This is a genomic window from Streptomyces fradiae (assembly GCF_041270065.1).
GTDB lineage: Bacteria > Actinomycetota > Actinomycetes > Streptomycetales > Streptomycetaceae > Streptomyces.
Map to the genome: position 1 here is coordinate 4,834,164 of NZ_CP065958.1, position 21,830 is coordinate 4,855,993.

14 protein-coding genes are annotated in these 21,830 nt (G+C 73.2%); 10 read left to right on the forward strand and 4 right to left on the reverse strand.

Annotation, left to right across the window (positions count from 1 at the left end):
• Positions 1-79: 79 nt before the first annotated feature.
• Positions 80-451 (reverse strand): WhiB family transcriptional regulator, encoded by a 372-nt coding sequence (locus tag JAO84_RS22340; protein ID WP_370414448.1) that lies wholly within the window; start codon positions 449-451, stop codon positions 80-82.
• A 471-nt stretch (positions 452-922) separates the two neighbouring features.
• Here JAO84_RS22340 and JAO84_RS22345 point away from each other — a divergent pair, with 471 nt between their 5' ends.
• The 4 genes from JAO84_RS22345 to JAO84_RS22360 all read left to right on the forward strand — a co-directional run bounded on the left by JAO84_RS22345 (position 923) and on the right by JAO84_RS22360 (position 5,335).
• Positions 923-1,534, forward strand: coding sequence for a response regulator transcription factor (locus JAO84_RS22345; protein ID WP_003948568.1), 612 nt, complete (start codon positions 923-925; stop codon positions 1,532-1,534).
• A gap of 258 nt (positions 1,535-1,792) precedes the next feature.
• Positions 1,793-2,395, forward strand: a complete 603-nt coding sequence (locus JAO84_RS22350; RefSeq protein WP_265867530.1) for a sigma-70 family RNA polymerase sigma factor — start codon at positions 1,793-1,795, stop codon at positions 2,393-2,395.
• A 187-nt stretch (positions 2,396-2,582) separates the two neighbouring features.
• Positions 2,583-4,082 (forward strand): IMP dehydrogenase, encoded by a 1,500-nt coding sequence (guaB, locus tag JAO84_RS22355; protein ID WP_265867531.1) that lies wholly within the window; start codon positions 2,583-2,585, stop codon positions 4,080-4,082.
• Between the two features lie 128 nt (positions 4,083-4,210).
• Positions 4,211-5,335: a GuaB3 family IMP dehydrogenase-related protein gene (locus JAO84_RS22360; RefSeq protein WP_265867533.1), complete on the forward strand. Its 1,125-nt coding sequence runs from the start codon at positions 4,211-4,213 to the stop codon at positions 5,333-5,335.
• Positions 5,336-5,422: 87 nt separating this feature from the next.
• Here the strand turns inward: JAO84_RS22360 and JAO84_RS22365 are convergent, their stop codons facing one another.
• Together JAO84_RS22365 and JAO84_RS22370 are read right to left on the reverse strand one after the other, a co-directional pair.
• Positions 5,423-5,914 carry a hypothetical protein gene (locus JAO84_RS22365; protein ID WP_370414449.1) on the reverse strand — a complete coding sequence of 164 codons (492 nt, stop codon included), beginning with the start codon at positions 5,912-5,914 and terminating at the stop codon, positions 5,423-5,425.
• A 133-nt stretch (positions 5,915-6,047) separates the two neighbouring features.
• The gene (locus JAO84_RS22370) at positions 6,048-7,301 is read right to left on the reverse strand and encodes a nucleotide sugar dehydrogenase (RefSeq protein WP_370414450.1); all 1,254 of its coding nucleotides are present in this window, start codon (positions 7,299-7,301) and stop codon (positions 6,048-6,050) included.
• Between the two features lie 307 nt (positions 7,302-7,608).
• On the opposite strand from JAO84_RS22370, the gene JAO84_RS22375 reads away from it, so the two are divergent.
• From JAO84_RS22375 to JAO84_RS22400, 6 genes are all read left to right on the forward strand, one after another.
• Positions 7,609-9,315, forward strand: a complete 1,707-nt coding sequence (locus tag JAO84_RS22375) for a glycerol-3-phosphate dehydrogenase/oxidase (protein WP_370414451.1) — start codon at positions 7,609-7,611, stop codon at positions 9,313-9,315.
• 929 nt (positions 9,316-10,244) lie between these two features.
• A complete protein-coding gene (locus JAO84_RS22380) occupies positions 10,245-12,017 on the forward strand; it encodes a serine/threonine-protein kinase (RefSeq protein WP_370416836.1) in 1,773 nt (590 codons plus the stop codon).
• A gap of 80 nt (positions 12,018-12,097) precedes the next feature.
• Complete coding sequence (locus JAO84_RS22385; protein WP_370414452.1) at positions 12,098-15,025, forward strand: protein kinase; 2,928 nt, start codon at positions 12,098-12,100, stop codon at positions 15,023-15,025.
• 171 nt (positions 15,026-15,196) lie between these two features.
• Positions 15,197-16,954, forward strand: coding sequence for a protein kinase (locus JAO84_RS22390; RefSeq protein ID WP_370414453.1), 1,758 nt, complete (start codon positions 15,197-15,199; stop codon positions 16,952-16,954).
• Positions 16,955-17,129: 175 nt separating this feature from the next.
• On the forward strand, positions 17,130-18,785 hold the full coding sequence (locus JAO84_RS22395) for a succinic semialdehyde dehydrogenase (protein WP_370414454.1): 1,656 nt from the start codon (positions 17,130-17,132) through the stop codon (positions 18,783-18,785).
• Positions 18,786-18,833: 48 nt separating this feature from the next.
• Complete coding sequence (locus JAO84_RS22400; RefSeq protein ID WP_370414455.1) at positions 18,834-20,639, forward strand: GMC oxidoreductase; 1,806 nt, start codon at positions 18,834-18,836, stop codon at positions 20,637-20,639.
• A gap of 666 nt (positions 20,640-21,305) precedes the next feature.
• Here the strand turns inward: JAO84_RS22400 and JAO84_RS22405 are convergent.
• Positions 21,306-21,632, reverse strand: coding sequence for a chorismate mutase (locus JAO84_RS22405; RefSeq protein ID WP_370414456.1), 327 nt, complete (start codon positions 21,630-21,632; stop codon positions 21,306-21,308).
• Positions 21,633-21,830 lie beyond the last annotated feature (198 nt).

The following is a 21,830-nucleotide window of genomic DNA, read 5'->3' on the forward strand; positions in this document are numbered from 1 at the left end:
GGCCGCGTGCGGAGCGGGGCACGTCACGTCACGTCACGTCGAAATTCCTGCGCAGAAACGTTCCTTCAGGCGTGTGTCGTCAGACGTGCGTCGTCAGGCCGGCGGGACCGGCCGCGGACGCCCGGGCTGCTGCCGCCGCCGTCGCCGACGCGGCCGCCGTGGTGACCAGGCGATTGCGCGCCCGGCCCATGAGTTCCTCGCGTTCGTCCTCGGTGAGGCCGCCCCAGACGCCGTAGGGCTCGCGTACGGCGAGCGCGTGTGCCGCGCACTCCGCGCGCACCGGGCACCGCATGCAGACCTCTTTCGCCGAGTTCTCGCGCGCACTCCGTGCCGCGCCGCGCTCTCCCTCGGGGTGGAAGAACAGGGAGCTGTCGACCCCGCGGCAGGCCGCGAGGAGCTGCCAGTCCCACAGATCGGCGTTGGGTCCGGGAAGGCGGGAGAAATCTGCCATTGCGCTTGTCCCCTTGAAACCGTTGAAACCGTTTCGAACGGATAGGTGGGCGGGTGGATGGCTGATCGAACGGGGGCCCTTCGCCCCCCGCTGGGTCTCGGGTTCCCGCTCTCGCGGGTTCGAGTCCGACCGTACAACTACTGACTGAGTAGATGTAAATATGACTCATTGCGAATCTAGCCACAGACACCGCAAAAAGGGAAGAAAACCCGCTAAATGGGGCATAGCTTCGGGTGAAGGACGGATGACCTGCGACGCTCTCCTCCGCGTACGGTCCCTCACGTAGAGTGCCGAAGGCGGCCGTCCGACCCGTAACTCTTTCGAGTGACCATCGTTGAGAGTGCGGAGGCGGTTGAAGGAACAAGCGCTCGGGCAGGTGTCCGAGGGCGTCAACCGCACAGGTGACCCGACGTACCAGCCCTGGAGGCTCAAGGTGACGCGCATCAGCTGCGAGAGCCGCGGAGGTCAGTCATGACATCCGTCCTCGTCTGCGACGACTCCCCGCTTGCCCGAGAGGCGCTTCGCCGCGCGGTCGCGACCGTGCCCGGCGTCGAGCGCGTGACCACCGCGGCCAACGGCGAGGAAGTCCTCCGCCGCTGGGGCGCGGACCGCTCGGACCTGATTCTGATGGACGTGCGCATGCCCGGCCTGGGCGGCGTGGAGACCGTCCGCCGGCTGCTGTCCGCGGACCCCGGCGCCCGCATCATCATGCTGACCGTCGCCGAGGACCTGGACGGCGTCGCGCTCGCCGTCGCCGCCGGTGCCCGTGGCTATCTGCACAAGGACGCCTCGCGCGCCGAGCTGCGGGCCACCGTCACCCAGGCCCTCGCCGACCCGACCTGGCGGCTCGCCCCGCGCCGGCTGCGCTCGGCCGAGATGGGCGCCGCGCCCACCCTCACCGCGCGCGAGATCCAGGTCCTGGAGGGCATGAGCCACGGCCGGTCCAACGCGGAGATCGGGCGCGAGCTCTTCCTCTCCGAGGACACGGTCAAGACCCACGCCCGGCGCCTCTTCAAGAAGCTGGGTGCCTCCGACCGGGCGCACGCGGTCGCGCTCGGATTCCGCTGGGGCCTGGTCCGCTGACCTGCGGCCATCGGCCGTGTCCCCGTCCGCATCCCCGTCTGTCGAGGGGCGGACGGGGTGGGCTTGTGTCACTTCCCCGCGGAATGCCGCATCCTTGAAGACGTGGAGTTCCTCGGGGACGAGACGAACGAGCCGGCGGAGATCGAGCGGAAGGGGAGGGCGCAGGAGATGAGTCCCGGCGCACCTGCTCATAACGCTTCGGTGCACAACTACGGACGCGGTGCCGCGAACCAGCGGGCGTCGGGGCACCATGGAGCGATGCGCGACGACGAGACCGCGGGATCACCCGTGCCTGCCGGGCAGGGTGAGATCGGTGCACTGGTGCACCGTGCGGTCGAGGGCGACGAGCAGGCCACCCACGACCTCCTCGCGCGCGTACATCCGCTCGCCCTGCGCTACTGCCGCACCCGGCTGAACCGGCTGCCCGGTGATGCCCGTCACTTCGTCGAGGACCTCGCGCAGGAGGTCTGCGTCGCCGTCCTCATGGCGCTGCCGCGCTACAAGGACACCGGCAGGCCCTTCGAGGCCTTCGTCTTCGCCATCGCCGGCCACAAGGTCGCCGACCTCCAGCGGGCCGCCATGCGGCACCCCGGATCGACGGCCGTGCCCTCCGACGAGATGCCCGAGCGGCCCGACGACTCCCTCGGCCCCGAGGAGCGCGCGCTCCTCAGCGACGACGCCGAATGGGCCAAGAAGCTGCTCGCCAACCTCCCGGAGAACCAGCGCGAACTCCTCGTGCTGCGGGTGGCCGTGGGGCTGACCGCCGAGGAGACCGGGCAGATGCTCGGGATGTCCCCGGGCGCGGTCCGGGTCGCCCAGCACCGCGCGCTGAGCCGGCTGCGGGCGCTCGCCGAGCAGTAGCCGCAGGTTCTCGCCGAACAGTGGCTGCGGGTGCCTGCCGGGCAGTAAGGGTCTCCGTTCGCGGGTGTCCCTCACGTACACGTAGGAATGTCCAAAGATCCTCGCTGATCTTGATCGTGGAATGAGACACGGTCCGGGCCCGTTAGCATGGACATCCGCACCGATCAAGGCCATTGGGGAAGGTGTCATGACCAACGTCGACGGAGTGCCCGAGAAATTCGCGACACTCGGGCTGACCTACGACGATGTGCTGTTGCTGCCGGGTGCATCCGAGGTGCTCCCCAACGCGGTCGACACCTCGTCCCGCATCTCCCGCAATGTCCGGGTGAACATCCCGCTGCTCTCCGCGGCGATGGACAAGGTGACCGAGTCCCGCATGGCCATCGCCATGGCCCGCCTCGGCGGCGTCGGCGTGCTGCACCGCAACCTGTCCGTCGAGGACCAGGTCAACCAGGTCGACCTGGTGAAGCGCTCCGAGTCCGGCATGGTCACCGACCCGATCACCGTGCACCCGGAGGCCACCCTCGCCGAGGCGGACGCGCTCTGCGCCAAGTTCCGCATCAGCGGCGTCCCGGTCACCGACCCGGCCGGCAAGCTGCTCGGCATCGTCACCAACCGCGACATGGCCTTCGAGAGCGACCGCAGCCGCCAGGTCCGCGAGGTCATGACCCCGATGCCGCTGGTCACCGGCACGGTCGGCATCTCCGGCGTCGACGCCATGGAGCTGCTGCGCCGCCACAAGATCGAGAAGCTGCCGCTGGTCGACGACAAGGGCGTCCTCAAGGGCCTCATCACGGTCAAGGACTTCGTCAAGGCGGAGAAGTACCCGAACGCGGCGAAGGACGCCGAGGGCCGGCTGCTCGTCGGCGCCGCCGTCGGCGCCAGCCCGGAGTCCCTGGAGCGCGCCCAGGCGCTCGCCGCCGCCGGTGTGGACTTCCTGGTCGTCGACACCTCGCACGGCCACAACAGCAACGCGCTGAGCTGGATGGCGAAGATCAAGTCCAGCGTGAACGTCGACGTGATCGGCGGCAACGTCGCCACCCGCGACGGCGCGCAGGCGATGATCGACGCCGGTGTCGACGGCATCAAGGTCGGCGTCGGCCCGGGCTCCATCTGCACCACCCGCGTGGTCGCCGGCATCGGCGTCCCGCAGATCACCGCCATCTACGAGGCCTCCCTCGCGGCCCGTTCGGCGGGCATCCCGCTGATCGGCGACGGCGGCCTGCAGTACTCCGGCGACATCGGCAAGGCGCTGGCCGCCGGCGCCGACACCGTGATGCTCGGCAGCCTGCTCGCGGGCTGCGAGGAGTCGCCCGGCGAGCTGCTCTTCATCAACGGCAAGCAGTTCAAGTCGTACCGCGGCATGGGCTCGCTCGGCGCCATGCAGTCCCGCGGCCAGGGCCGGTCCTACTCCAAGGACCGCTACTTCCAGGCCGACGTCGCCTCCGACGACAAGCTCGTGCCCGAGGGCATCGAGGGCCAGGTGCCCTACCGCGGCCCGCTGGCCAACGTGCTGCACCAGCTCGTCGGCGGCCTGCGCCAGACCATGGGCTACGTGGGCGCGGCCACCGTCGCCGAGATGGAGTCCAAGGGCCGGTTCGTCCGGATCACCGCGGCGGGCCTCAAGGAGAGCCACCCGCACGACATCCAGATGACGGTCGAGGCGCCGAACTACAGCCGGAAGTAACACCGGAAGTAACACCGAGCGACGGCATACGTCTGGAAGGGGCGGTTCCGGCATGTGACCGGAGCCGCCCCTTCGGCGTGGTTCGGGGATACTGGTAGGCGCAGACCAAGAGGGAAAGGCCACACAACGTGACTGAGATCGAGATCGGGCGCGGCAAGCGCGGCCGCAGGGCGTACGCGTTCGACGACATCGCCGTCGTACCGAGCCGGCGCACCCGGGACCCGAAGGAGGTCTCGATCGCCTGGCAGATCGACGCCTACCGCTTCGAGCTGCCCTTCCTGGCCGCCCCCATGGACTCGGTCGTCTCGCCGCAGACCGCCATCCACATCGGCGAGCTCGGCGGCCTCGGCGTGCTGAACCTCGAGGGCCTGTGGACCCGCTACGAGGACCCGCAGCCGCTGCTCGACGAGATCGCCGAGCTCGACGAGGCCACCGCGACCCGCCGTCTGCAGGAGATCTACGCGGCGCCGATCAAGGAGGAGCTGATCGGGCAGCGCATCAAGGAGGTGCGCGACTCGGGCGTGGTCACCGCCGCCGCGCTCTCCCCGCAGCGCACCGCGCAGTTCTCCAAGGCCGTGGTCGACGCCGGCGTGGACATCTTCGTCATCCGCGGCACCACCGTCTCCGCCGAGCACGTCTCCGGCGCCGCCGAGCCGCTCAACCTCAAGCAGTTCATCTACGAGCTCGACGTCCCCGTGATCGTCGGCGGCTGCGCCACCTACACCGCCGCCCTGCACCTGATGCGCACCGGCGCCGCGGGCGTCCTGGTCGGCTTCGGCGGCGGCGCCGCGCACACCACGCGCAACGTGCTCGGCATCCAGGTCCCGATGGCCACCGCCGTCGCGGACGTGGCCGCGGCCCGCCGCGACTACATGGACGAGTCCGGCGGCCGTTACGTGCACGTCATCGCCGACGGCGGCGTGGGCTGGTCCGGCGACCTCCCGAAGGCGATCGCCTGCGGCGCCGACGCGGTCATGATGGGCTCCCCGCTGGCCCGCGCCACGGACGCGCCCGGCAAGGGCCACCACTGGGGCATGGAGGCCGTCCACGAGGACGTGCCGCGCGGCAAGCTGGTCGACCTCGGCATGGTCGGCACCACCGAGGAGATCCTCGCGGGCCCGTCCCACACCCCCGACGGCTCGATGAACTTCTTCGGCGCCCTGCGCCGCGCGATGGCCACCACGGGCTACAGCGAGCTCAAGGAGTTCCAGCGCGTCGAGGTCACGGTCGCGGAGTCCGAGCACAAGCGCTGACCCGCTGTCGTACGTACGCGAGAGGGCCCCGCACCGAGTGGTGCGGGGCCCTCGTCGTACCCGTACGGCTGTCCGTACCCGTACGGCTCAGTCCGAGGCCTTCTTCGAGCCGCTGAACGCGGCGAAGGCGGCGAGGGCGAAGAACAGGAAGGTCAGCGGGTCCAGCTCTTCCTTCCAGGCCTGGGTGAGCACGTCGAAGTGGTCGAAGAAGAGCGTGGACGCCGAGACGTTCAGCTCCTTGCCGCCGATGATCGCCAGGGTGATCAGCTGGCCGAGGTAGACGGCGCCGAGCGAGAGCACCGCGCTGATCACCGGCAGGGCCGGGTTGCGGCCGCCCGCCTTGCCGGCGGCGAAGCCGACGAGGAAGCCCACGCCGACGGCCGCCCAGCCGATCTCCCGCTCGATGGCGCCGGCGATCGCGCCGTACACGCCGGCCGCGACGAGCGCGGCGACCACGGCCGCGACCAGGCCGAGCCCCATGTTGGAGCGGGCCGGCGGGGTCGGCGGCGCGACCGGGTACGGCTGGGGCTCGGCGCCCTGCGCGAACGGGTTGCCGGGCGGCGGAACGGACTGGCTCATCTGGGAATCCCCCCTGGGATACGGCGACGCACGGCTGTGCGATCGAGCGCCCGGAGGCTAGCAGCCCGCGCTGACAGGGCGCACCGGATATCGGCGCCCCTTGTCACCACTGCCCGGATCGGGACTGCCCGGGTCAGAGCCGGTGCGCCGCGCCCGCCGGGGTCGCCCCCCGGGTGTCGAGGAGGAGCTGGGCCTTCACCGCGAGGCCCTGGAGGTCGTAGGTGCGGTGGTGCTGCAGGAGGATCGTCAGGTCGGCGTGGGCGGCGGCCTCGTAGAGGGAGTCGGCGCGCGGGACCGGGAGGTCGCGGACGCGCCAGTCGGGGACGTACGGGTCGTGGTAGCTGACCGCCGCGCCGAGGTCCATGAGCCGGCGGGCGATCTCGTCGGCGGGCGAGGCCTGGCGGTCGGCGAGATCGGGCTTGTACGTGACCCCGAGCAGCAGGACCCGGGCGCCCCGCGCGGACTTGCCGTGCTCGTTGAGGAGCGTGGCGCAGCGCTGGACGACGTACTGCGGCATCCGCTCGTTGACCTGGCCGGCCAGTTCGACGAGCCGCAGCGGGCGGTGACCGGCGACGGTGTCGACGGGGACTCCGTGGCCGCCGACACCGGGGCCGGGGCGGAAGGCCTGGAAGCCGTAGGGCTTGGTCTCGGCGCAGCGGATGACGTCCCAGAGGTCGACGCCGAGTTCGTGGCAGAGCACCGCCATCTCGTTGACGAGGGCGATGTTGACGTGCCGGAAGTTGGTCTCCAGGAGTTTGACGGTCTCCGCCTCGCGCGGCCCGCGGGCGCGCACCACCTTGTCGGTGAGGCGCCCGTAGAAGGCGGCGGCGGCCTCGGTGCAGGCGGGGGTGAGCCCGCCGATCACCTTGGGGGTGACGGCGAAGCCGTGGGCGCCGCCGTGCACCCGGCTGCCGGGGTCGAGGCGGCCGGGGGAGTACGCGAGGTGGAAGTCGCGGCCCGCGCGCAGCCCGGAGCCGGACTCCAGGAGTGCGCGCAGCGGGCCCTCGGTGGTGCCGGGCGGCACCGGGGACTCCAGGAGCACGGTGGTGTGCGGGCGAAGGCGCGCGGCGAGCGCGCGGGCGGCGTCGGTGACGGCGCCGAGGTCGAGGGCGCCGTCCGGGCCGGGCGGGGTGGGGGCGCAGATGACGGCGGTGCGGACCCGGCCGAGTTCGGCGGGGTCGGTGGCGGGCCGGAAGCCGGCGGACAGCATCCGGCGGATCTCGGCGGCGGTGAGGGAGCCGTCCACGGGGGAACGTCCGGCGGCGAGTTCGGCGACGGCGCGTGGGTCGGTGTCGTAGCCGACGGTGTCGATGCCGGCCGAGGTGGCCGCCCTGGCGAGCGGGAGTCCGTGGTGGCCGAGGCCGATGACGGCGAGATCAGCGGGCATGGGGGATGGGCCGTCCTTCCCAGAAGCCGGGTAGCCGGAGGGGACGCGGTGCGCAAGCCCTGTGGACCGAAGGGGGCGAACGCAATGTCAGACTAAGAGTAAATATGACCGATTTGCGGGATTGTGCGGTCGAAGGTTGCCGAGTGTTATCCACAGGGTGGGGCGGGGGCGGTGGCTGAAGTCGGGGGGCCGGGACAGAATCGAGGGTGTGAGCCGGGCCACAGCGACCCGGTTCGCGTGCTGGAAGCCGGGACGTCGGGAAGTCCGGCAGGTCCGGCAAGTCGGGGGACGACGGGAGGCAGCCACCGTGAGGACAGCGACACTGGGACCCGCCGAGCGCACCGAGGCGCTCGCGGCGATGGCCGAGCGCGAACTGGACGTCCTGGTCGTGGGCGCCGGAGTGGTCGGCGCCGGCACCGCCCTGGACGCCGCCACCAGAGGCCTCGCCACCGGTCTCGTCGAGGCCCGCGACTGGGCCTCCGGCACGTCCAGCCGGTCGAGCAAGCTGATCCACGGCGGCCTGCGCTATCTGGAGATGCTCGACTTCGCGCTGGTCCGCGAGGCCCTGAAGGAGCGCGGCCTGCTGCTCGAACGGCTCGCACCCCATCTCGTGAAACCCGTCCCGTTCCTCTACCCGTTGCAGCACAAGGGCTGGGAGCGGCTGTACGCGGGCTCGGGCGTCGCGCTGTACGACGCGATGTCGGTCTCCTCCGGACACGGCCGCGGCCTCCCGGTGCACCGGCACCTCAGCCGCCGCGGCGCCCTGCGGGTCGCCCCCTGCCTGCGCAAGGACGCCCTGGTCGGCGCCCTGCAGTACTACGACGCACAGATGGACGACGCCCGCTTCGTCACCACCCTGGTCCGCACCGCCGCGAGCTACGGGGCGCGGGTGGCCAGCCGGGCCCGGGTCGTCGGCTTCCTGCGCGAGGGCGAGCGGGTGGTCGGCGCCCGCGTCCAGGACGTCGAGGCCGGCGGGGAGTACGAGGTCAGGGCCCGTCAGATCGTCAACGCCACCGGGGTGTGGACCGACGACACCCAGGCCCTCATCGGCGAGCGCGGCCAGTTCCACGTCCGCGCCTCCAAGGGCATCCACCTCGTCGTGCCCAAGGACCGCATCCACTCCACCACCGGACTCATCCTGCGCACCGAGAAGTCCGTGCTCTTCGTCATCCCCTGGGGCCGGCACTGGATCATCGGCACCACCGACACCGACTGGGACCTCGACAAGGCCCACCCGGCCGCCTCCAGCGCCGACATCGACTACCTCCTGGAACACGTCAACAGCGTGCTCGCCACCCCGCTCACCCGCGACGACGTCCAAGGGGTCTACGCGGGCCTGCGGCCCCTGCTGGCCGGCGAGTCCGACGCCACCAGCAAGCTCTCCCGCGAACACACCGTGGCCCACCCGGTGCCCGGCCTGGTCGTGGTGGCCGGCGGCAAGTACACGACCTACCGGGTGATGGCCCAGGACGCCGTCGACGAGGCCGTCCACGCCCTCGACAAGCGGGTCGCCGCCTGCGTCACCGAGGACACCCCGCTGCTCGGCGCCGAGGGCTACCGGGCGCTGTGGAACGCGCGGGCGGGCATCGCCGCCCGGGCCGGCCTCCACGTGGCCCGGGTCGAGCATCTGCTGGGCCGCTACGGCTCCCTGACGGAGGAGATCCTCGACCTGATCGCCGCCGACCCGGCCCTCGGCGCCCCGCTCCCCGCCGCCGAGGACTATCTGAAGGCCGAGATCGTCTACGCCGCCTCGCACGAGGGCGCCCGCCACCTCGACGACGTCCTCACCCGGCGCACCCGCATCTCCATCGAGACCTTCGACCGGGGCACCCGCAGCGCCCGCGAATGCGCCGAACTCATGGCCCCGGTGCTCGGCTGGGACGCCCGGCAGATCGACAAGGAGGTCGAGCACTACGAGAAAAGGGTCGAGGCCGAGCGCGAATCCCAGCGCCAGCCCGACGACCTGACGGCGGACGCGGCCCGCCTCGGAGCACCGGACATCGTGCCCATCTGACCCGATAGGGGCACTTCCCGGGGGTGGCCGGCGTTCTCGGAGTGCGGACCCGGGGGAGTCACCGGTCCCGGAGTGAGGGACAATGAGCTCTCTTCCAGGGCTGGTTGCCGCATCGCGCGGGAGCGCCGGACGCGGGCGAGAAACAGGGATCGCAGAGGGGACGCATGTCGGAGGCGGAGCAGTCGCGGGACACGGGGCAGGACCCCCGGCGGGACTCCGCCGCGGGCGCCGCCACCGACGGCGACCGGGGCGCGGTCCCGGCCGCGCGCAAGGCGGAGCGGGACGAGGCGGCGACCGTCGTGGACGCGGGTGCCGCGGCGGGCGGTGCGTCAGGCGCGGGTGCCGCGCGGGCGGACGGACCGGCCGACGGAGCCGAACCGCCCGCCGGGCGGGCTTCGGCGGATGCCGGCGCGGGTGCCGCGCCGGCGGCCGGGGCGGCGGGCGGTTCTGCGGACACGTCCGGGGACGGGCCTGCCGGCGCCAAGGCCGACGAGCCGGCTGGGGACGGTGGGCGCGGGGACGCGCCGAAGGACGCCGTCGCCGACGCCGCGCCGGTCGGGCTGACCAAGGCCGCGCCCAAGTCCGGGACCGGGAACGAGGCTGCGGCCGAGACCAGGGCTGCCGCCCGGTCCGGGGCACCGGCGCCGCAGGTCGGACCCGCCGATGGCGAAGCCGGATCGGCTGCCGGGCGGGCCTCGGCTACGGCGGCCGACCGGGCCGCCGCGCCCGCGGCGCGGCAGCCGGTCGGGCTCGGCAAGGCCACGAGCGCCGCGCGCAGCGGGTCCACCGACGGGGTCGCTCCCGTGGCCGGGTTCGGGGCCGACGCGACCGGAACCGGCGGGCGCACCGGGCGCGCTGACGCCGCGTCCGCCGAGGGGCGGCTGCTCGCCGGGCGGTACCGGCTCGGGGTGGTCCTCGGCCGCGGCGGCATGGGCACGGTGTGGCGGGCGGTCGACGAGACCCTCGGCCGGACCGTCGCCGTGAAGGAGCTCCGCTTCCCCAACAGCATCGACGACGACGAGAAGCGTCGGCTCATCACCCGCACCCTGCGCGAGGCCAAGGCCATCGCCCGGATCCGCAACAACGGCGCCGTGACCGTCTACGACGTGGTCGACGAGGACGACCGCCCGTGGATCGTCATGGAGCTCATCGAGGGCAAGTCCCTCGCCGACGCCGTGCGCGAGGACGGCACGCTCACCCCGCGCCGCGCCGCCGAGGTCGGCCTCGCCATCCTCGACGTGCTGCGCTCCGCGCACCGCGAGGGCATCCTGCACCGCGACGTGAAGCCGTCCAACGTGCTCATCGCCGAGGACGGCCGGGTCGTCCTCACCGACTTCGGCATCGCCCAGGTCGAGGGCGACCCCTCGATCACCTCCACCGGCATGCTCGTCGGCGCGCCCTCGTACATCTCGCCCGAGCGCGCCCGCGGCCACAAGCCCGGCCCCGCCGCCGACCTGTGGTCGCTCGGCGGACTTCTCTACGCCTCCGTCGAGGGCAGCCCGCCCTACGACAAGGGCTCCGCCATCGCCACCCTCACCGCGGTGATGACCGAACCGGTCGACCCGCCGAAGAACGCCGGGCCGCACCTGGAGAAGGTCATCTACGGCCTGCTCGCCAAGGACCCCGACCAGCGGCTCGACGACAGCGGCGCCCGCGCCCTGCTGCGCGCCGTCCTCGACGCGCCCGAGGCACCGCCGGAGCCCTCGCCCGAGGCGACCCGGATCGTGCCGCTGCCCCCGCTCCCCGAGAACCCGCCGGCCGCCCCCGAGGCGAAGCCCGCCGAGGCGGTCGCCGAGCGGATGCGCGGCGCCCTGAAGTCGGTGCGCAACGCCTCCGCGGCCCGCCCGGAGCCGCAGCGCCCGGCCACCGGCCCCGGTACCCCGGGCCGGCCCGCGCCCACCCGGGCCTCGCTCACCGACGTCGTCCCGCGCCGCACCCTGGTGATCATCGCCGCGGTCGTCGTCGCCGCACTGCTCGGCACGATCCTGTACGTCGCCCTCGGCGGCGGGGACGCCGCCGACCAGGGCAAGGGCGGCACCGACGGCGGCACCACCGCCTCCGCCGGCACCGACGGGCAGAACAAGGACAAGACCTCCGGCGACCCGAGCCAGCAGGGCAGCGGAGGCCAGCCGGCCGACACCGGCGGCGGCCAGAGCGGCACCACGCCCTCCGGACAGCCCGGCGGCGGCGACCAGGACGGCGACCAGGGCGACGACACCGGCGGCGGCACGGGAGCCAAGCTGCCCGCCGGCTATGTCATGGTGAGCAACGACCGCTTCCACTTCTCCATGGCGATGCCCTCCTCGTTCAGGATGACCGCCATAGCGGGCGAGAACTCGGGCGGGATATTCAACGCCTCCAAGGGCTCGTTCCCGCGCGTCCAGGTCGACTTCAACGCCAGCCCGAAGGACGACGCGGCCGCCGCCTGGCGCGCCGCCATGGCCGGCGTCGCCGCCAGCAGCAACGGGTACAAGCACATCGGCATAGGGCCGGTCTCCTACAAGGGCTATCCGACCGTCGCGGACTGGGAGTTCGAGCGCACCCAGGCCGGGCAGCGGATCCACGTCCTCAACCGCGGCTTCAAGGTCGACGCCGACCACGGCTACTCGATCATGATCAGCTGCCAGGCCGACGCCTGGAACGAGGCGGAGTGCAAGACCCTGCGGGAGACCGCGTTCGTCACGTTCAGCCCCAAGGACTGAACGGCGCACGTATCGTGAGAGGCCCCGCCCGACACCGTGAGGGCGGGGCACGGGGGACAGCAGGCGCGTGGGGAGGCGTCGTGGACGACTACGCCGGAAGGGTGCTCGCGGACCGCTACCGCCTGCCCCTGCCACCGCCGGACGCGTACGAGGCCGAATCCGCGGAGACCCGCGCCTTCGACACCTACAGCGGCCAGGAAGTGCGCATCCGTCAGGTGCCGCTGCCCGAGATCGTCGACGCCGAACTCCTCGACGACCGGCCCTACACGGAGCCCGGCCGGGCCACCCGCCGCCCCGCCGACCCGACCGTCCGGCGCGCCGTCGAGGCGGCCCAGGCCGCCGCCCGGATCCCCGACCACCCGCGCCTCGACCAGGTCTTCGACGTGTTCGCCGAGGCCGGTTCGCTGTGGATAGTGAGCGAGTTCGTCGCCGCCGTCCCGCTCTCCGAACTTCTCGCCGAGGGCCCGCTCAGCCCCTACCGCGCCGCCGAGATGGGCGCCGACCTGCTCACCGCCCTGCGCGCCCTGCACGCCCACGGCTGGACCCACCGCAACGTCACCGCCCGCACCGTCCTCGTCTGCGACGACGGCCGGGTCGTCCTCACCGGCCTCGCCGCCGGCGCCGCCGAGGAGGCCCTCTGCGGCTACGCCCCGGTGCCGGACGAGGACGAGCCGGACGACTTCCCGGTGTACCCGGAGACGCCGGAGCCGTACGAGCACGAGGCCGAGGCCCACGAGGCCGACCCGGAGCCGTACGAGGCCGAGGCGTACGAGACCGAGGCCTACGACCCGTACGAGACCGAGGCGTACGCGGAGTTCGGCGGCGGCACCGTGCTGCCCCCGGCCCGGGAGCCCGAGGAGGGTGACCCGGACGAGGCCTATCCCGACGAGGCCTATCTGGCCGGAACGGCACCCGACGAGGCCTACCTCGACGGGCCCGGCCGCGCCCCGGACGCTCACGAGGGCGACGACGAGGACCCCGATGACGGTCCCGAGGCGCCCGGTGCCACCGGATACGGACCGCACGGCGGTACCCCGTACGGCCCCGGGCGCGCCGCTCGGCCCGAGCTGCCCGCGGCGTCGGTCGTGCCCGCGCCCGCCGTGCCGCCCGCCGGTGATCTGCGCCAGGCGCGCGCGGGGGCCATCGCCGCGTACCGCGCGGGCGCCCGCGCCGCCGCCCGGATCGGCGAGACCGGCGCCCTCCCGGCCCAGCGCCCCGCCGAGCCCGCCGGACCCGAGCAGCCGGAGCAGCCGGAGCAGTCCAACGAACCCGCGGGGCCGCCCGCCGGGCCGCCCGCCCCGCCCGAGCCCCAGTGGTGGACCCGGGTCGGCGAGGACGACGACGATGACGGGGACGACGACGAGACGGGCGGCACGTACGGGCGCACGCCGCCGCCCCGCGCGTATCTGAAGGGGAACTGGACCGACGGCCCGCACGCCTCCCGCGACGGCGGCCGTTCCCTCCCGGCCGGCGGCGGTTCCGCGCTGCCCGCGCTCCCCGCCGGGTACCGGGCGGCCATGCCCGAGCCGGCCGCCGCGCCCGCCGGGCCGTCGGAGCCCGGCGCCGGCAGCCGTGTCGCCGACGCGTACCGCGGCCCGGCCACCCGGCTCGCCGCCGAGCGGGCCCGGCAGACCAGGATGGCCGTGGTCGGCGCCGTCACCGAGCGGTGGGCGCCGGAGCAGGCGGGCCCGGTCCACGAGCACTGGCGGCTGGCCCCGCCCATCGGCCCCGCCACCGACCTGTGGGCGCTCGGCGCGCTGCTCTACCGGGCCGTCCAGGGCCACGCCCCGTACCCCGAGGACAGCGCCGCCGAGCTGGTCCAGCTGGTCTGCGCCGAGCCGCCCGCCTTCGCCGAGGAGTGCGGCCCGCTGCGGCCGGTCGTGGAGTCGCTGCTGCGCCAGGACCCCACCGAGCGCCCCGACGTCGAGGAGCTGAGCGGCTGGCTGCGCTCCCTGGTCCGTTCGGCGCCCGAGCCCGAGGCCGGCCTCGGTGTCGTCCCGCTGCCCTCGCCAGACGCCACCCGGCTGCCCATCGTCCGCCGCCGCGGCGAACTGGTGCGCCGCAGACGCGGGGGAGCGGGCGGCGGACGGCACCGCCACCGCCAGGCCAAGGGCCGCACCGGGCGCGACATGCCGTACTCGGCGCACACCGCCCATCAGGCGACGGCGCACGCCTCGACGGCGCACGCCTCGACGGCGTACGCCGCGTACCCCGACGAGGCGGCGCACGAGGAGATACCGCAGCGCGCCTCCCGAGCCCCCCGCGGCCCCGGGCGCCCCTCGGGCTCCCCGCGCTCCCTCGGCCGGACGCTGCTGCTTCTGATTCTGCTGCTGCTCGCGGGAGCCGTCGCGTACGCCGTATGGTTCCTGCCCAAGTCGGGTGAGAGGGCGGACGGTTCCGGCGCGCCCCCGGCGAAGTCCGGCGCCCCGGCCAGTCCCTCGGCGCCGCCCGCCGACGGCGGCGGCCGCCCGACGGCCGGCACCACGACCGCGCCCACCCCGACGAAACCGGCCACCGCCACCCCGCCGGCCGTCGACCCCTCCGCGCCCTCCCTGCGCGCCGGTTACGAGCTGCGCAAGGACCCCGAGGGCTTCCAGGTCGGCGTGGTGCGCGGCTGGCGCCGCAGTCCGATCAACGACGCCGGGCAAGTGCGCTTCACCGGCGGGGACTTCACCCTGATCGTGGTGCCCGGCCGGGACACCGTGGCGGCCAACGGCGCGGACCCGCTGGCGTACCAGCGGACCAAGGAGCGCGAGCTCCAGCCCTGGCGGGACTCGTCCTGGTCCGGCGCCTCCGGTCTGCGCCGGATCGACATCGGCACCCAGGCCATGGCGGTCGGTCAGTTCACCTGGCAGGACAGCACCGGGCGCGAGGTGTTCGTGCGCAACCTCGCCCTGATCCAGGGCGGGAGCTATCACATCGTGCAGGTCATCGGCCCGGAGAACGAGCGCGACAAGGTGTCCGAAATCTACGACCAGGCGGTGAAGGCCTACCGCGCCACCCGCTGACCCCACCCGACGCCGCCTCCCGCCGGCCCCACCGCAACCCGCTGACGGGCGCTCACACAGGGTGGCTTGAAACCGCCTATGGTTACAGGTTGTTCCCAAAGCCCGCCCCGAGGTTCCGCACGCCGTCCTCCCCTCCGTAATCTTGTCTCCGAAGCGACCAAGCGGGGGCACGTGGAACACTCTGAGAGCGCCGGGACCGGGCTGTTGCTGGCCGGGCGCTACCGGCTGGCCGAGTCCATCGGACGCGGCGGCATGGGCAAGGTCTGGCGCGCCCACGACGAGGTGCTGCACCGGGTCGTGGCCGTCAAGGAGTTGACGGCGGGCCGGTTCGTGGCCGAGGCCGATCGACTGGTTCTGCACGCCCGGACCCAGAAGGAGGCCCGGGCGGCCGCCCGGATCACCCACCCGGGCGTCGTCACCGTGCACGACGTCCTGGAGCACGACGACCGCCCGTGGATCGTCATGCAGTACGTGGACGGGCCCTCGCTCGCGGACGCGACCAAGGAGGCCGGGCCGATCGTGCCGCGCGAGGCGGCCAGGATCGGTCTGCACGTCCTCGGCGCGCTGCGCGCCGCGCACGCCGCCGGGGTGCTGCACCGCGACGTGAAGCCGGGCAACGTGCTGCTCGCGCGCGACGGCCGGGTGCTCATCACCGACTTCGGGATCGCCGCCATCGAGGGCGACTCCTCGATCACCCGCACCGGCGAACTCGTCGGCTCCATCGACTATCTGGCGCCCGAGCGGGTGCGCGGCGGCGACCCCGGCCCGGCCTCCGACCTGTGGTCGCTCGGCGCCACGCTGTACGCGGCGGTGGAGGGCAACTCGCCGTTCCGCCGCAGCTCGCCGATCAGCACCATGCAGGCCGTGGTGACGGAGGAGGCGCCGTACCCGGAGCGGGCCGGCGCGCTCGCGCCCGTGATCGTGGCGCTGCTGCGCAAGGACCCCGACCAGCGCCCGCAGGCCGACGAGGCCGAGCGGATGCTGCTCGACGCCATGGAGGGGCGAGCGCCGCAGTCCGCGCAGGCGTACGTGCCGACCCAGCGGATCGAGGCCGAGGAGCTGGCCGCCGCCGCGCCCGGGACGACGACCCCGCTGCCCGTACCGTACGAGGAGCAGCTCGCCGGCCCCGCCCAGGCCCCCGGCACCGCCCACGCCCCCGAGCCCCGTCAGCCCGTTCCGCACCCCGTTCACGCCCCGGTCGGCGCGCCGCCCGGCGCGACCGTCCCCGGTGGTCTGCCGCCGGGCGCCGGCCGGCCCTCCGGCGGGGGCCAGTCCTCCGGCGGGGGCCGCGGGCGCTGGCGCCCCGCCCTGCTCGCCGCCGTCCTCGCGGGCCTGCTCGCGGGCGGCGCGGTCTTCGTCGCGATGACGCAGTTCGGCGACAAGGGCGACCCGACCGGTCAGCACGGCACGAAGGACCCGTCCCAGGGCTCCTCGAAGGACCCCGCCGACGATCCGGCCAAGGGCGACGTCCCGGCCGGCTGGCACCGGGTCCAGGACCCGAAGGGCTTCAGCCTGGTCGTCCCCGACGGCTGGAAGCGGCAGAAGGACGGCGACCAGATCGACTACACCCCGGACAACGGCAAGCACCGCATCCGGATCAGCATCGACCCCTCGCCCGACTTCGAGAACCCCTACATGCACGTCCTCGACCTGGAGAAGACGCTCAAGAAGCGGCTCGACTACCAGCGGATCCTGCTGAACCAGAACACCTACCGGGACCAGGTCAAGTCCGCGCGGTGGGAGTTCAGCTGGACCGAGAAGCAGGAGTTCCCGGGTCCCCGGCACGCGATCGACCAGATCTACTACGCGGACGACGGCACCGAGTACGCCCTGTACATGGCCTCGCCGGAGGAGAGCTGGGAGACCACCCGGGAGCAGTTCGACGTCGTGACGCAGCACTGGCAGGCCCCGGGCGGCCAGTCGGACTGAGCGGACGGGGCGGACGGAGCGAGCAGCCTGAGTAGAGGCGAATCGCACGCCCGACCGGACACAAGCCCCTGATCAGGGCTTATGTGCCAGCGAACACTGGCACGATGTGCGCACCCGGTGAAAACGCGTTACCGACGGGTACCCAAAGCCGGGAATGCCGCCTACCCTCGCCCTCATGACGGACTCGCAGGCACCCTCCACCACGGTCACGGCAACGGCCACCGCCACCCCGGCCCCGGCGACCCCCGGCACCAACCCCGTCGCCGCCGCCCCCGCCGGTGCGCGCACCGCCGCCGGCGTGGTCACGCCCGAGCTGGTCGCCCGGCTCACCCGCGGGGTCGCCGGCTCCGGCCGTACCGCCAACCACACCCCCTTCACCGGGGAGAAGCTGGCGGACCTGCCCGAGGCCACCCCCGAGGACGTCGCCGAGGCCTACCGCCGCGCCCGCGCCGCCCAGGCCGCCTGGGCCGCGACCCCCGTCAAGACCCGCGCCGGCGTGCTGCTGCGCTTCCACGACCTGGTCCTCCGGCGCCAGTCCGAGGTCCTCGACCTCATCCAGCTGGAGACCGGCAAGGCCCGGCTGCACGCCCACGAGGAGGTGCAGGCCGTCGCCGTCGCCGCCCGCCACTACGGCCGCAAGGCCCCCTCGTACCTGCGTCCCAAGCACCACACCGGCGTCGTCCCGACCCTCACCAAGGTCACCGAGCTGCGCCAGCCGCGCGGGGTCGTCGGCCAGATCGCGCCCTGGAACTACCCCCTGGAGCTGTCGGTCGGCGACGCCCTGCCCGCCTTCGTCTCCGGCAACGCCGTGGTCATGAAGCCGGACACCGAGACCGCGCTGACCGCCCTGTGGGCCCGCGACCTGCTGATCGAGGCCGGTCTCCCCGCCGAGGTCTTCCAGGTCGTGCTCGGCGAGGGCCCGGTCGTCGGCCCCGAGGTCGTCAAGCACGCCGACTACGTCTCCTTCACCGGCTCCACCCGCACCGGCCGCGAGGTCGCCCAGGGCGCCGCCGCCCGTCTGGTCGGCGTCAGCCTGGAGCTCGGCGGCAAGAACGCCATGCTGGTCCTCAAGGACGCCGACGTCGAGAAGGCCGCCGCCGGCGCCGTCCGCGCCTGCTTCTCCTCCGCCGGCCAGCTGTGCATCTCCATCGAGCGGCTGTACGTCCACGAGTCGATCGCCGACGACTTCGTCGCCCGGTTCGCCGCCCGCACCAAGGCCATGCGGCTCGGCAACTCCCTCGCGTACGGCGCCGAGATGGGCTCCCTGGTCGGCGAGCGCCAGCTGGAGACCGTCACCCGGCACGTCGAGGAGGCCGTCGCCAAGGGCGCCAAGCTGGTCGCCGGCGGCGTCGCCCGGCCCGACATCGGCCCGTACTTCTTCGAGCCGACCATCCTCGACGGCGTCGACGCCCCGATGGCCGTCTGCACCGAGGAGACCTTCGGCCCGGTCGTCTCGATCTACCGCTTCCGGGACGAGGACGAGGTCGTCGCGCTCGCCAACGCCACCCCGTACGGCCTGAACTCCTCCGTCTGGACCACCGACTCCCGCCGGGGCCACGCGGTGGCCGCCCGGCTGCGCACCGGCACCGTCAACATCAACGAGGGGTACGCGCCCGCGTACGGCAGCGTGCAGTCCCCGATGGGCGGCATGAAGGACTCCGGCCTCGGCCGGCGCCACGGCTCCGAGGGCATCCTCAAGTACACCGAGGCCCAGACCGTGGCCCAGCAGCGGCTGCTCCCGCTCGCGCCCTCCTTCGGGATGGACGACGAGAAGTACGCCGCCTTCATGAGCACCTCCCTGAAGGTCATGAAGGCCCTGCGCCTCCGCTGACGCCCTGACGTCCTTCCCCGATCACCCCTTTCTCGTACGAGGAGAGCCATGACCGCGGTACCCCCTGCCCAGAATCAGGCCGAGGACGGTTCGTACGACTACGACGTCGTGGTCGTCGGCTCCGGCTTCGGCGGCTCGGTCACGGCCCTCCGGCTCACCGAGAAGGGCTACCGGGTCGGCGTCCTGGAGGCCGGCCGCCGCTACACCCGCGAGAGCCTGCCGAAGAACTCCTGGGACCTGAAGAACTTCCTCTGGGCCCCGACCCTCGGTCTCTACGGCATCCAGCGCATCCATCTGCTCGGCAACGTCATGGTGCTCGCGGGCGCCGGCGTCGGCGGCGGCTCGCTCAACTACGCCAACACCCTCTACGAGCCGCTCGCCCCGTTCTTCGACGACCCGCAGTGGAAGGACATCACCGACTGGCGCGACGAGCTCGCCCCGTACTACGACCAGGCCAAGCGGATGCTGGGCGTCCGGCTCAACCCGACGATGACCCCGTCCGACGTGCACCTGAAGGCCACCGCCCAGGCCATGGGCATCGGCGACACCTTCCACATGGCCCCGGTCGGCGTCTTCTTCGGCGACGGCTCCGACGCGGACGGTACGGCGAAGGCGCGGCCGGGCGGCGAGGTCGCCGACCCGTACTTCGGCGGCGCGGGCCCGGCCCGCAAGGCCTGCACCGAGTGCGGCGAGTGCATGACCGGCTGCCGGCACGGCGCCAAGAACACCCTCAACGAGAACTACCTCTACCTCGCCGAGAAGGCCGGCGCGGTCGTCCACCCGATGACCACCGTGGTCGCCCTCACCGAGGACTCGCGCGGCGGCTACGCCGTGAAGACGCTGCCCACCGACAACCGCAAGAAGGGCGCCGGACGCACCTTCACCGCCCGCCGGGTGGTCGTCGCGGCCGGTACGTACGGCACCCAGACCCTGCTGCACCGGATGAAGGACACCGGACTCCTTCCCCACATCTCCGGCCGCCTCGGCGAGCTGACCCGCACCAACTCCGAGGCCCTGGTCGGCTCGCAGACCACCGACCGCCGCTACCGCAAGCGGCACGGCAAGGAGCGCGCCGACTTCACCAAGGGCGTCGCGATCACCTCGTCCATCCACCCTGACGAGAACACCCACATCGAGCCGGTCCGTTACGGCAAGGGCTCCAACTCCATGGGCGGCCTCACCGTCCTCCAGGTGCCCTACGGCGCGCACCGGGTCCGCAAGTGGCTCCTGGAGATCGTCAAGCACCCGACCCTCGCGCTGCGGTCGCTGTCCAACCGCCGCTGGTCGGAGCGCACCATCATCGGCCTGGTCATGCAGTCCCTGGACAACTCCCTGACCACCTTCCGCAAGCCCGGCGGCCTCGGCAAGGGCCTGCTCACCGCCCGCCAGGGGCACGGCGCGCCCAACCCGACCCAGATCGAGGCCGCGACCCGCGCCGCCTCCCTGATGGCCGAGGAGATCAACGGCTTCGCCGGCTCCAACGTCGGCGAGCTGATGGGCACCCCGCTGACCGCCCACTTCCTGGGCGGCTGCCCGATCGGCGCCGACGCCGAGTCCGGCGTCATCGACCCGTACCACCGGCTCTACGGCCACCCGGGCATCTCGGTGGTCGACGGCGCGGCCGTCTCCGCCAACCTCGGCGTCAATCCCTCGCTGACGATCACGGCGCAGGCCGAGCGGGCGATGTCCTTCTGGCCGAACAAGGGCGAGCAGGACCCGCGGCCGGGCCAGGGCGAGGCGTACGTACGGGTCGCGGCCGTCCAGCCGGCCTCCCCGGCCGTCCCGGCGGAGGCCTTCGGCGCGCTGAAGCTGCCGTTCCTGGGCATCCCGGCGGTCCCGCCGAAGAAGGCCTGAACGGATCACGGGAGACCCCGGCCGGACTCCGGAAAATGGAAAGGGCGCTGCACCCCCCTCCGAGTGCAGCGCCCCTCCAGCTTTCGGGTGGTGCTGCATAGATGACCGGTGACCTGGGGGATTGGTTGTAGCCCGCTCACGAGATCTTTATGTGACGCGCGTCACGTGGGGCGGGGGCGTACAACACAGGGGCCCCGCGTCGCGATTCCGGTCGCGGGCGCGGGGCCCCTGGAAGCGGCACCGGCGTCAGGGCTGCGGCGGTGCCTGGGGAACGGCGCCGGGGGGTGGAGCGCCGTGGTGGTGTCGGGGGTTCGTGGGGTGTGAGGCTCGTGGGGGAGCGGGACGGGGGTCTCGGATCGGGGGTCCTGGATCGATCGGCCGGTTGCGGCCGGCCCCGGGCGTCCCCGGGACCGACCGCCCTTGATGGGTGACCGGGCTGCTGTCCCCTGCCGTCCGGTCACATGCGCTGGGGCGAGGTCCCACGACGCACCAGAGGTACGTCACACGCCCCAGCGAAGCCACGCGTGGTCTTTTTTGGGCCCGCCCCTGGCTGGCACGGACAACACGCCCAACGAAGGGGTGCCGGGCGCGGTCACGCGCCGTACGGGTGAGAACGGCACCGAACTCGGGTGCGGGGGCGCACCCTCGTGGTCCACGGACCTCGGCTCAGACGCGGCCGCGGCACAGCTCCAGCATCGTCATCGCGAGCGCCGTGCCCGGCTTGCCCAGGGCGTCGCGGTAGTGGCCGAGCACCTCCATCTCGCGGGCGAGGTTCACCCGCCGGCCGCCGGAGGAGATCCGGGCCTCCTGGATGACGGCCGAGACGGCCATCCGTTCCTGGATCAGACCGATGATCCGGTCGTCGAGCGCGTCGATGCGCTCGCGGGCGTCGCCGATCAGGGCCGCGGCCTCGGCGGTCCGGGCGCCGGTCTGCTCGGTGACGGTCCGGGCGGTGGCGGTCTGCTGGGGGACCGTGGTGGTCTGCGTGCTCATGGTGGGCTCCTCGGGGTGTCGGGTCCGGGAGCCCCGGGGCCGGTGGCCCGGGACAAGCAGAACGCCCCGGGCCTTGTCGGCCCGGGGCGCCTGGGAAGTCGCTTGTCAGTTGCTCAAGCAGCACGACCATGGCAGCCGGTGGGCCGGTTGCCATAGGTAAAGACGAAGGTCGTGAGCTTGCGCATGGCCCCAGTATGG

Coding starts and splice junctions, on each gene's coding strand:
- JAO84_RS22340 (WP_370414448.1), bottom strand. CDS start 451: ATGGCAGATTTCTCCCGCCTTCCCGGACCCAACGCCGATCTGTGGGAC.
- JAO84_RS22380 (WP_370416836.1), top strand. CDS start 10,245: ATGGGCACGGTGTGGCGGGCGGTCGACGAGACCCTCGGCCGGACCGTC.
- JAO84_RS22395 (WP_370414454.1), top strand. CDS start 17,130: ATGACGGACTCGCAGGCACCCTCCACCACGGTCACGGCAACGGCCACC.
- JAO84_RS22400 (WP_370414455.1), top strand. CDS start 18,834: ATGACCGCGGTACCCCCTGCCCAGAATCAGGCCGAGGACGGTTCGTAC.
- JAO84_RS22345 (WP_003948568.1), top strand. CDS start 923: ATGACATCCGTCCTCGTCTGCGACGACTCCCCGCTTGCCCGAGAGGCG.
- guaB (WP_265867531.1), top strand. CDS start 2,583: ATGACCAACGTCGACGGAGTGCCCGAGAAATTCGCGACACTCGGGCTG.
- JAO84_RS22370 (WP_370414450.1), bottom strand. CDS start 7,301: ATGCCCGCTGATCTCGCCGTCATCGGCCTCGGCCACCACGGACTCCCG.
- JAO84_RS22350 (WP_265867530.1), top strand. CDS start 1,793: ATGCGCGACGACGAGACCGCGGGATCACCCGTGCCTGCCGGGCAGGGT.
- JAO84_RS22405 (WP_370414456.1), bottom strand. CDS start 21,632: ATGAGCACGCAGACCACCACGGTCCCCCAGCAGACCGCCACCGCCCGG.
- JAO84_RS22365 (WP_370414449.1), bottom strand. CDS start 5,914: ATGAGCCAGTCCGTTCCGCCGCCCGGCAACCCGTTCGCGCAGGGCGCC.